General features: G+C 57.9%; 9 protein-coding genes and 1 riboswitch. Of the genes, 3 read left to right on the forward strand and 6 right to left on the reverse strand.

The window, feature by feature from the left end; translation table 11 throughout:
- Positions 1 to 220 precede the first annotated feature (220 nt).
- The 3 genes from V6N04_RS00005 to V6N04_RS00015 all read left to right on the forward strand — a co-directional run bounded on the left by V6N04_RS00005 (position 221) and on the right by V6N04_RS00015 (position 3,928).
- Positions 221 to 760, forward strand: a complete 540-nt coding sequence (locus V6N04_RS00005; RefSeq protein WP_371168057.1) for an RNA polymerase sigma factor — start codon at positions 221 to 223, stop codon at positions 758 to 760.
- Positions 757 to 2,778: a vWA domain-containing protein gene (locus V6N04_RS00010; RefSeq protein ID WP_371168058.1), complete on the forward strand. Its 2,022-nt coding sequence runs from the start codon at positions 757 to 759 to the stop codon at positions 2,776 to 2,778. Before V6N04_RS00005 ends, V6N04_RS00010 begins: the two co-directional genes overlap by 4 nt.
- Before the next feature lie 62 nt (positions 2,779 to 2,840).
- Positions 2,841 to 2,974, forward strand: a riboswitch (FMN riboswitch).
- A 75-nt stretch (positions 2,975 to 3,049) separates the two neighbouring features.
- The gene (locus tag V6N04_RS00015; protein ID WP_371168059.1) at positions 3,050 to 3,928 is read left to right on the forward strand and encodes a DMT family transporter; all 879 of its coding nucleotides are present in this window, start codon (positions 3,050 to 3,052) and stop codon (positions 3,926 to 3,928) included.
- A 59-nt stretch (positions 3,929 to 3,987) separates the two neighbouring features.
- Here V6N04_RS00015 and V6N04_RS00020 read toward each other — a convergent pair whose 3' ends face one another.
- The 6 genes from V6N04_RS00020 to V6N04_RS00045 form a co-directional block, all read right to left on the reverse strand.
- Positions 3,988 to 4,440 carry an Hsp20 family protein gene (locus V6N04_RS00020; RefSeq protein WP_371168060.1) on the reverse strand — a complete coding sequence of 151 codons (453 nt, stop codon included), beginning with the start codon at positions 4,438 to 4,440 and terminating at the stop codon, positions 3,988 to 3,990.
- A 137-nt stretch (positions 4,441 to 4,577) separates the two neighbouring features.
- Positions 4,578 to 5,303, reverse strand: a complete 726-nt coding sequence (locus V6N04_RS00025; RefSeq protein ID WP_371168061.1) for a trypsin-like serine peptidase — start codon at positions 5,301 to 5,303, stop codon at positions 4,578 to 4,580.
- Positions 5,304 to 5,386: 83 nt separating this feature from the next.
- Positions 5,387 to 6,214 carry a trypsin-like serine peptidase gene (locus V6N04_RS00030; protein ID WP_371168062.1) on the reverse strand — a complete coding sequence of 276 codons (828 nt, stop codon included), beginning with the start codon at positions 6,212 to 6,214 and terminating at the stop codon, positions 5,387 to 5,389.
- 89 nt (positions 6,215 to 6,303) lie between these two features.
- Positions 6,304 to 7,584 carry a glycolate oxidase subunit GlcF gene (gene glcF, locus V6N04_RS00035; RefSeq protein WP_371168063.1) on the reverse strand — a complete coding sequence of 427 codons (1,281 nt, stop codon included), beginning with the start codon at positions 7,582 to 7,584 and terminating at the stop codon, positions 6,304 to 6,306.
- Between the two features lies 1 nt (position 7,585).
- On the reverse strand, positions 7,586 to 8,710 hold the full coding sequence (gene glcE, locus V6N04_RS00040) for a glycolate oxidase subunit GlcE (protein WP_371168064.1): 1,125 nt from the start codon (positions 8,708 to 8,710) through the stop codon (positions 7,586 to 7,588).
- Positions 8,707 to 10,140 carry an FAD-linked oxidase C-terminal domain-containing protein gene (locus tag V6N04_RS00045; protein WP_371168065.1) on the reverse strand — a complete coding sequence of 478 codons (1,434 nt, stop codon included), beginning with the start codon at positions 10,138 to 10,140 and terminating at the stop codon, positions 8,707 to 8,709. The genes glcE and V6N04_RS00045 overlap by 4 nt, the downstream gene beginning before the upstream one ends.
- Positions 10,141 to 10,204 lie beyond the last annotated feature (64 nt).

Genomic DNA, 10,204 nt, shown 5'->3' on the forward strand with positions numbered 1-10,204 from the left:
AAATGAGCCTACGACCCGGCTGCGGCTCATTTTCTACAGGGTATGATCATAAGACGATTCTTTCACGCTGAAGCAGAACCGACTGGAAGTCGGTGGGTTGGAACCAGGGCGTGGATACTCAATACCCTTAGACCAAAGGCGGTGGGACAACCTGTCGCCTTTTTTCTATTTTCCTACCAAGGATTGACCTTCGGGCCGCGTCTTACTCTATGTGAAGATGATGACGGAACAGGATGAAGAGCTGGCCCTTGCGGCCGCGACAGGGGACAGGGCTGCGTTTGCGGCCCTTCTGTCGCGCAATTATGATCGGCTCTTTGCGTTCACCTATCGCCTTATTGGCAATCGAACGGATGCGGAGGATCTGACGCAAGATATCTGCGCAGCCCTGCCCGCCAAACTGCAAAGCTTCCGGGCCGATGCGCGGTTTACGACGTGGCTTTACCGCGTTGCTGTGAACGCCGCCCATGATCGTCGTCGCCGAGCCGCCACGCATGCGAAAGCTGCCGATGGCTGGGGCGATTGGGAAGTGAACCGGCGCGCGGCGATCCGTGAGGACGCCGAGGCGCACGACTGGCTAAGCCAAGCCATGACCGCCCTGCCCGATGAGTTGCGCGATACCGTCGCGCTGGTTTTGGGCGAAGACCTGACACAAGCCGAAGCCGGTCAGGTTCTGGGGCTATCTGAGGGGACAATCGCCTGGCGGATGTCCGAAGTGAAGAAACGCCTGCGCGAGATGCGGGCAGAGGAGGACGCGATATGAGCGACGATCTTGACGATCTGAAGGCCGCCTTGCGCGCGGCCCCGCCTACGCCAGAGCCCTCGGCGAAAGAGGCAGATCTGGCGCTCGCCATGAAAAATTTCGATGATCTCCAAGGATCGCGACCTGACGCGCGTCCTATTTCTGACACCCCAAAATTCGGGGTGATTGGAAAAGGAGTATCGAGAATGCTGAATGCTTTGAACACACGCGGTGGATTGGCCGCAACGACCGCAATGGTCGCCGTTGGGTTTGCGGTTTTTGTGGTGATGCCGAATGTCGATGAGGTGTCGTTGCCGGATGTGACGATGATCCCAACGCCAACCGTTGATGACGTGCTGGTGGAGGAAGAAGTCGTGGCGCAGCCCGCGCCTAAACCATTGGAGGAAGTTGTCCCGCAGCCAGAAGTTACACCTTCAATCGAGCAACTAGAGTTTCGCGAACTTTATCCTGGATCGTCCACGGCTAAAGTTGCACCCCAAACTACGAAGCGTCCTAGCGGAGGTCTCAAATTCAGTGGGCAATCAGGGATAGGGTTCACTTACGGTGAAGCTGACGTTTCGACCTTCGGAGATGCTGAGAACCACGTCATCCTCGACGAAATGCCCGCTATTCTGCCAGTGCCCGCAGAGGGCAACAGCGAGCAATACGCCAACGAAGCCCCCTCGCCTCTAAAAATCACCTCTGAGGAGCCGGTATCCACCTTCTCAATCGACGTGGACACCGCAAGCTATTCTGTCATCCGGCGTGATCTAAACGCGGGCTATATGCCAAATCCAGACGCCGTGCGGATCGAAGAGATGGTGAATTACTTCCCCTATGCCTATCCTACCCCCGAAGGCCCGCACCCCTTTGCGCCGACGGTCTCGACGATGCAAACGCCATGGAACGCCGACACGCAACTGGTGCAGATTGGTATTCAGGGCGATGTGGTTGATGAACGCCCGCCCCTGAACCTCGTCTTTCTGATCGACACCTCCGGGTCGATGTCCGACCCCGACAAGCTGCCGCTTTTGAAGCAAAGCCTGCGGTTGATGTTGTCTGAACTGCGCCCCGAGGATGAAGTCGCCATCGTAGCCTATGCTGGCAGCGCGGGTGAGGTGTTGAAGCCGACGAAGGCCGCGGAACGCTCGACGATCCTCGCCGCACTTGACCGGCTTGGGGCTGGTGGTTCGACCGCCGGAGCCGAGGGGATCGAGCTTGCTTATCAAGTCGCAGAACGGATGTATGAAGACGGCGATGTTGGCCGGGTTCTTCTGGCCACCGACGGGGATTTCAACGTCGGCATTCACGACCCAGATCAGTTGAAAGATTACATCGCCAAAAAGCGCGACACCGGCATATATCTGTCGATCCAGGGCTTTGGTCGCGGCAATTTGGATGACGCGACCATGCAGGCTTTGGCACAGAACGGAAACGGTCAGGCCGCCTATATCGACACGCTGGGCGAGGCACGCAAAGTGCTGGTGGACCAGTTGTCCGGCGCGCTGTTCCCTCTGGCTGACGATGTGAAGATACAGGTAGAGTTCAACCCTGCTCAGGTCGCGGAATATCGGCTGATTGGCTACGAAACCCGTGCCTTGGCACGCGAGGATTTCAACAATGACAAGGTCGATGCGGGTGAGATTGGAGCAGGCCACCAAGTGACCGCGATTTACGAGGTGACGCCGGTTGGGTCGGACGCGGTGTTGACCGACGCCTTGCGGTATGCCCCTGCCCCCGAAGTCGGAGGGTCTGAGGAGCTTGGGTTCCTGAAACTGCGCTACAAACGGCCGGGCGAGGATGTCAGCACGTTGATCGAAACGCCAATTGTTGCAGGTGCAGGTGGCGCGGGTGTAGAGCAACAGTTTGCCGCCGCGATTGCCGGTTTCGGGCAGCTTCTGCGCGAAGATAAATATCTTGGCGACTGGACTTACTCGGACGCCATTTCGCTGGCCAACGGCGCTAAAGGCAACGACCCTTATGGCTACCGCGCTGAAGCTGTCACGCTGATGCGTCTTGCTGAAAGCCTGTCTAACTAACGCGGGCTTGACCGCCCATTCCGCCAACCCTATCTTCCGTGTCGCTGCCCCTGCCGGGGTGGCGACATTCTCAGGGCGGGGCGAAATTCCCCACCGGTGGTTAAAGCCCACGAGCGGCCTTTTGGAAAAAGAGGTGTCAGCAGATCCGGCGAAATTCCGGAGCCGACGGTTAAAGTCCGGATGGAAGAGGATGGTCTAAGGCGCGCGGAGTTTCCGTGTGCCTTGTCCTTCTGCCTTGGGTCAACGCGTAAGGAAGAAAGGACAATACGCAATGGCTCATCAATTGACGCTGACCACGCCTGTGAAGGCGGCTGGTCTTATGGTTCTGGCAGGCGCAAGTTTCGCTGTCGTGAACACCGCCCTTCAAGGGGCAACAATGAAACTGGGGGCGTCTGCGCCCACGGTTACGTTCTGGCAATATCTGATCGCATTGGGTTTTTATCTGCCTTGGGTGTTTCGACACCGTAGCGCGGTGATAAAAACCTCTCAGCTATGGCTACAAGTGCTGCGCGTGGCTCTTGCCGCCGGAGGTGTGCAACTTTGGACGCTTGGGCTGGCCCATGTACCGATCTGGCAGGCGATTGCGCTGATCTTACTGTCACCCTTCTTTGTGACACTGGGTGCGGGCCTGTTCCTGCGCGAGCTTGTCTCGATCCACCGATGGGCTGCAGTTGTAGCGGGAATCATTGGTGGGGCAATTATCTTGGAGCCATGGTCGGACAAGTTCCAGCTCACCGCCCTTTTGCCTGTTGGGGCCGCAGCGCTTTGGGCCGCAAGCTCGGTGATCACCAAGTTCCTGACCCATAAGGACAGTCCAGAGACGATCACCATCTATCTTTTGATCCTACTAAGCCCGATCAACGCGGGCCTCGCCCTGAGCACAGGATTTACTCTGCCGCCAAACGCGATCTGGCTGGTAGTCGGCGCAGGACTTCTGACTGCGTTGGCGCAGCACGTCCTGGTGCGAGCGTACTCGTTGGCAGACGCCGCCTTCCTGCAACCGTTTGACCATCTGAAACTGGTGTTCAATGTGGTGCTGGGCTTCGTGGTGTTTGGCTTTCTGCCAACAGGGTCCATGTGGCTGGGCACGGCAATTATTCTGGCCGCTAGCTTTTATCTGTTGGAACAAGAGCGCCGTCAGACGGCATGAAAAAAGGCGCGGAGGGATTGGTCCCTCCGCGCCATCATCCATTTTCCAGATGTATCTGATTAGGCTTCGATGGCCTTGCCGTCCAAGTCTTTGGTCGAGGCGATCTCGATCCGGCGCGGTTTCAGCGCCTCAGGTACTTCGCGCACGAGGTCGATATGCAACATGCCGTGCTCATGGGTCGCACCCGTCACACGCACATGGTCGGCCAAGTGGAAGCGGCGTTCAAACGCGCGGGTGGCGATGCCACGGTGCAGGTATGTCCGCTCGGCTTCTTCCGATTTCTTGGCACTGACGAACAGAGCATTCTCACGCAGTTCAATCGACAGCTCGTCTTCGGTGAAACCAGCAACGGCAACCGAGATGCGCCATGCGTCATCATCAGTTTTTTCGATGTTGTAAGGGGGGTAGCTTTCGCGGCTCACGTCATTGGTCAACACGCGGTCCATCAGGTCAGCGATTTGGTCGAAGCCGACAGTGGCACGGTAAAGGGGTGTAAGGTCAAAGTTACGCATAGTGTCCTCCTAAAAGCGACATGTGTTGGGCCTTCCCTTTTGGGACAGGCGGTTATTTACGGACCCGGCTCAGCGGCGCCCGTGTCATAAATCTATGGAGAATTTTTTTCGCTTCAAGGGGGTGATCTGGAAACAGTTTACGGGCGCAGAAAACGTGCCCCGGTATCGCTGCCTTCACCCACCCCGATACGTCGGGGTTTGAAACCCGTGCTGCCGATCACACCACGTCCCGCACGCAACGCTTGCTTGACCTCAGCCACGCGGCTGTAAAGCTCTGACCCGTATGCGACGGTTCCACCTTGCGATTTCGATCCCGCCGACACCAACGAGACGATACGGGCGCGACGGCCGCTAACATCGAACACCGGCGCTCCTGACGAGCCAAACCAGACATCGCAGTTGAAGGCGAGCAGACCACGACTTCGGCCTAAAACCGAGCACACCGCCTGGCGAGAAAGTGCGTCGTTACGACCGCGCGCATAGCTAACCACCGAAACACGCCGTTTGGCAGGCGGCAGTCGATCCACGACAAACGGAGCCGCAAGTGCAGAGGGAATTGGCGTATCAAGCTGCACCAACCCAACGTCATTTCGAATGTTTCTTGACCCCATTCGCGCGTTCGGGTCGTAATCCGGGTGCATTACCGCCAGTTTTGCTGCGCGTGCTGCGACCACTTTTCCATCCCTAAGACCCGCCCGGAAGCGAACGCCTTTGGTGTTTCCGGCCTGTGCAACATCTTCCAGGCAATGGGCCGCAGTCAGAACCAAATCGGTCGAGATCAGAACTCCCGTGCAGTAGCTGCCTTTGCCGAAATCGAGACGCCCGACCGCTTCATAACCAAACAGATCTTCGCGTTGTGTCAAACGGTCCAGACCCGAGCTGCTTTGTGCATAGGAAGGGGGTGCATAGGACAGCAGCAAAAGAACAACCGCGCCCAGAAAATGTGTCAGGGGCGCAGGAATTTTGCGCCTCCTTCACCAGCGGCGCCGGTACCAATGTTCTTAACCTGCGGGCGCGAAGTCGGGTTCGCCCGCGTAAACACCCCATCACCGGTTTTGAGCATCTGGATCAACTCAAGAAGCGGACGTTCAAGATTGGTGCCAAGCGATACTGGAATATCGCGCACCATCGCCTTGGCTGAAACGACCGAAACGATATGCGGCTTACCGTCTTGCACCACAAAAACTGGTGCGCCTGACGACCCAAAATCGACCGAGCAACTCATCACCAGTGCACCACTTTGGCGAGCCAGTACCTTGCACATCTCTTGCAAGGCCGGGCTTTCGGATCGGTCGTGGGCATATGACACCACCCCCACCTCGGCCCCCTTGCGTGGCCGCGCATGGACAGCAAACGGCTGCACCGAGCTTTTGCGAATGGGTTGATCTAGCTCCAATAGGGCTAAGTCATTCACCACGCGCGCGGCTTTATCAACACTGTCGAATGTGAAATCGGGGTGCACGGCCATGCGCCGCACCCCGCGATACGCCGAGGCACGACCGTTGCGCCAGCCGGCCAAAAATTCAATCTCTTCGGGTTTGGCACGCTCACCAGTGGTCTTGTCAAACATGCAGTGGCCCGCCGTCAGGACCAGAGTTTCGGTGATCATAGCGCCTGTGCACATGCCGCCTGCGCCGATGTTCAAACGGCCAACACCTTCCCAGCCACGACTGTCATCGCCAGTCATCAGCGTGCGAAGGGGCGACGGGTCAGACGCAGTTAGCGGGCTGGCCAACCATAGGCCAACGGCCATCAATGCGAGCGTTTTCTTCATAGTCCTGCCTCTGGCGGGATGGTTATTCCACCCTCTGACCACATGTTTAGGGCGAAAATGAGGGTGGAAAAAAGGAAAAAGTGTTGGTCTTAACCTAATTTACGTGGTTGTGGCCCCCCGGTTGCCCAATCCAAAAGCTCGACCGTGTGCACGACAGGAATGCCCGTACCCGATCCAATTTGCATCATGCAGCCAATATTACCCGCTGCAATGATGTCCGGCGATTTGGCCTCCAGATGGGTGACTTTCCGCCGCTTCAGCTCTTGCGAGATTGCCGGCTGCATCAGGTTATACGTCCCGGCCGAGCCGCAACACAGGTGCGGGTCCGCAGGTTCAACCACCTCAAATCCGGCACGTTTCAGCAGGGTTTTCGGGTGCGTCTTAATCTGTTGCCCATGTTGCAGGCTACAGGCCGAATGATAGGCCACTCGCTTGTTCATCTGCGCCTTTGGCATTTTCAGCGTCATCAGCAATTCGCTGACATCCATCGCAAGGGCCGAAACCTTAGCCGCGTCATCGGCCATCGGATTGTTTCGGAACATGTAGCCGTAGTCCTTTACCGTGGTCCCGCAGCCCGAGGTGTTGATCACAATCGCATCCAGCCCGTCCCTGCGCGCCTCGCCCATCCACGCTTGGATGTTGGTTGCGGCTTGGGTGTGGCTCTCATCCTCTTTGCCCATGTGATGGGTAAGCGCGCCACAGCAACCCATGCCTTTCGCGACCACAACCTCGCACCCCAGCCTTGTCAGCAGGCGGATCGTTGCGTCGTTGATATCAGTGTCCAGCGCCTTTTGCGCGCACCCTGTCAGCAAGGCCACACGTTTCTGGCGCACGCCTTTCGCGGGGAAGGTCTGTGGCTGATCGTTTCGGCTGGGCTTGGGCAGTTTGGGCGGCGCCATTTCCAGCATCGCCTCCAACCGTGGGTCTGGCATGAACTTGCGCAGCGGTCGGGCCAGTCGCGCCCCGTGCATCGCCAGACGGAAACGCCCCGGATAGGGAATGATCCGCGCCAAGGTCCAGCGCAACAATCGATCAAACAAGGGGCGTTTGTATGTCTTTTCAATATGCGCGCGCGCATGGTCGATAAGATGCATATAGTGCACGCCCGAGGGGCAGGTCGACATGCAGGCAAGGCAGGACAAGCATTTGTCCACATGCTCAACGGTTTTTTTGTCGGCAGCACGCCCAGCTTCCAACATATCCTTGATCAAATAGATGCGCCCACGCGGGCTGTCGAGCTCGTCCCCGAGCACCTGATAACTGGGACAGGTGGCGGTGCAGAACCCGCAGTGAACGCAGGATCGCAGGATTTCATTGGCGCGCTTTATGGCAGGATCTTTCAACTGCTCTTCGGTGAAATGGGTTTGCATGTCAGTTTCCCATCAGGCCGGGGTTCAAGATGCCGCGCGGGTCGAACCTCGCGCGCAAGCCTTTGGTCAGTGTAGCAATCGGCGTGGGTTCGGGTTGAAACACCGGAACGGTCGCCCGCGTGGCAGCACTGGCGCGCACAAGCGTCGCATGGCCACCCAGTTTCGCAACCTTTGCGCGGATCAGCGACGCGCCAGCGTCTTCGGTATCAGGAACGCTGAGCCATACCAGACCGCCGCCCCAATCAAATATGGCCTCGGGTGCCAGTTCAGAAAGCCCCGACACCAATACCGGCCCTTCGCTCGGCTTGACCGAGATGCGCCAGACCGCACCGTCTTGCCCCGCAAACGGGCGCAGGTCACGAAGGTCGCGCCAAAGCGCGGCAGAGGTGTCTGCTTCCATCACGTCGAACCCCGACAATGGCCCATTTTTTAACGCTTCAGAGCGGTAGGCAACCGACCCTTCCAGCCCTTCGATACGGACCATTGTTTTGCCGTTCATTTGTGCGGCACCGGTCACGTCATAAGGCGACCCCAGAGCCGCTGCCATGGATTTCACGGCGTCTTCCGCGCTTTGCCCGTCGCAAATCAATGTCGCCTCGGTTTCGGGAATGGCCAGAACCTTCAAGCTGACTTCGCTCAGCACGCCCAGCGTGCCCCAGCTTCCTGTCATCAGCTTTACAAGGTCATAGCCGGTTACGTTTTTCATCACACGGCCACCGTTCTTCAAAACCTGCCCCTGCCCGTCAATGAACCGGACACCTAGACAGAAATCACGGGCCGCGCCCACTTGTATACGTCGCGGGCCAGAGGCGTTCGTGGCCACCACACCACCAATGGTCGGCGTTCCATCAGTGCCCAAAAGTGACCGCAGGTCGCCCGGTTCAAACGCCAAGCGCTGGTTTTCAGAGGCCAGCAATGCCTCGATCTCGGTCAAAGGGGTTCCCGCCTGCGCCACCAGTGTCAACGCGCCCGGCTCGTAAAGTGTCACGCCAGACAGACCCAGAGTGGACAGCTCAGAACCGCCAACCGGCGCGCCAATATCCCGCGTACCGCCGCCGCGCACGCGCAACGGGCCGCTTGCCCCAGCAATCGCTTCGGCCAGTTCAGTTTCATTCGACGGTGTCATGATGCGCGCCTTGATTGGGTGGCGGAAAGGGGAAAGACCTTGGCTGGGTTCAGTATCCACGCGGGATCGAACACGTCTTTGACAGCAAGCTGGATGTCCAGATCGAGTTGGTTGTATTGTGAAACCATCAGGTCTTTTTTTTCAACTCCCACGCCATGCTCCCCGGTCAAGCAGCCCCCGACCTCGACACAAAGTTTCAGGATATCGGCCCCGAAAGCCTCGCATTTCTCAAGGTCACCTGGTTTGTTGGCGTCAAACAAGATCAACGGGTGCATGTTGCCGTCACCTGCGTGAAACACATTGCCGACATCAAGACCGTAATCTTTGCTCATCTCTTCAATGCGGCGCAAAACCAGCGGCAGTTCCGACACCGGGATCGTCCCATCCAGACACATGTAATCGTTGATCTGCCCCATCGCCCCAAAGGCCGATTTACGCCCCAACCAGATTTTCGCGCTTTCCTCGGCCGAGTTGCTTTCGCGCAGTTCCACGGGATCATGGGTGCGCGCGATCTTGATGATGCGAGACAGTTGTTCGTCGATCTCGGCATCCGAGCCTTCAACCTCGATGATCAAAAGCGCCTCACAATCGGGATAGCCGGCGCCTGCAAATGCTTCGGTCGCACGGATACAGGGGCGGTCCATAAATTCGATTGCGACCGGTAGGATACCGGACTTGATGATATCTGACACACAACGGCCCGCAACTTCGTTCGAGTCGAACCCGATCAGCACCGGGCGCGCGCCCTCGGGCTTGGCAAGAATGCGCAAGGTGGCTTCGGTCACGATGCCCAGCTGGCCCTCAGAGCCACAGATCAAACCAAGCAGGTCCAGCCCACCGGTATCAAGATGCGCACCACCGATTTCAACGACTTCTCCATTTGCCATAACCATCGTCACGCCCATCAGATTGTTGGTCGTCACGCCGTATTTCAGGCAATGCGCCCCGCCGGAGTTCATCGCGATATTGCCCGCAATCGCGCAGGCAAGCTGAGAGGACGGGTCAGGGGCATAGAAAAACCCTTCGTCCTCAACCGCGCCGGTCACAGACAGGTTCGTGCGCCCGGACTGCACCCGAATGATGCGATTGCCATAGTCAGTCTCAATCACATCGTTCAGCCGCGCCACGCCCAAAATCACACTGTCCGCTGTGGGCAACGCACCGCCTGCCAGCGAAGTCCCCGCGCCACGCGGCACCACTGGTACGCCTTCTTCATGGCAGATGCCCATCACAGCCGACACTTCTTCAGTAGACGCTGGCAGCACAGCACAAAGCGGTGGGCATTTATAGGCTGTCAGCGCATCGCACTCATAGGCCCGTGTTTCAATCGGGTCATGAATAACCGCACCATCTGGCAGCACGGATTGCAGACGTTTCACGATCTGGGCTTTCCGCGCAAGGATTGCGGCATTAGGGGTCGGCATCTGCATGACGTCACTCCAGAATCTACAATTGGTAAAAAAATATAACCAATTTTCCAATTTGGCAACCGAA

It is taken from the genome of Aliiroseovarius conchicola (assembly GCF_041403445.1).
In the GTDB taxonomy this organism is placed as follows: Bacteria; Pseudomonadota; Alphaproteobacteria; order Rhodobacterales; family Rhodobacteraceae; genus Aliiroseovarius; species Aliiroseovarius conchicola.

Excerpts from the sequence above, each read along its gene's own strand:
- V6N04_RS00030 (WP_371168062.1), bottom strand. The coding sequence starts at position 6,214 with ATGAAGAAAACGCTCGCATTGATGGCCGTTGGCCTATGGTTGGCCAGC.
- V6N04_RS00015 (WP_371168059.1), top strand. The coding sequence starts at position 3,050 with ATGGCTCATCAATTGACGCTGACCACGCCTGTGAAGGCGGCTGGTCTT.
- V6N04_RS00020 (WP_371168060.1), bottom strand. The coding sequence starts at position 4,440 with ATGCGTAACTTTGACCTTACACCCCTTTACCGTGCCACTGTCGGCTTC.
- V6N04_RS00010 (WP_371168058.1), top strand. The coding sequence starts at position 757 with ATGAGCGACGATCTTGACGATCTGAAGGCCGCCTTGCGCGCGGCCCCG.
- glcE (WP_371168064.1), bottom strand. The coding sequence starts at position 8,710 with ATGACACCGTCGAATGAAACTGAACTGGCCGAAGCGATTGCTGGGGCA.
- V6N04_RS00045 (WP_371168065.1), bottom strand. The coding sequence starts at position 10,140 with ATGCAGATGCCGACCCCTAATGCCGCAATCCTTGCGCGGAAAGCCCAG.
- V6N04_RS00005 (WP_371168057.1), top strand. The coding sequence starts at position 221 with ATGACGGAACAGGATGAAGAGCTGGCCCTTGCGGCCGCGACAGGGGAC.
- glcF (WP_371168063.1), bottom strand. The coding sequence starts at position 7,584 with ATGCAAACCCATTTCACCGAAGAGCAGTTGAAAGATCCTGCCATAAAG.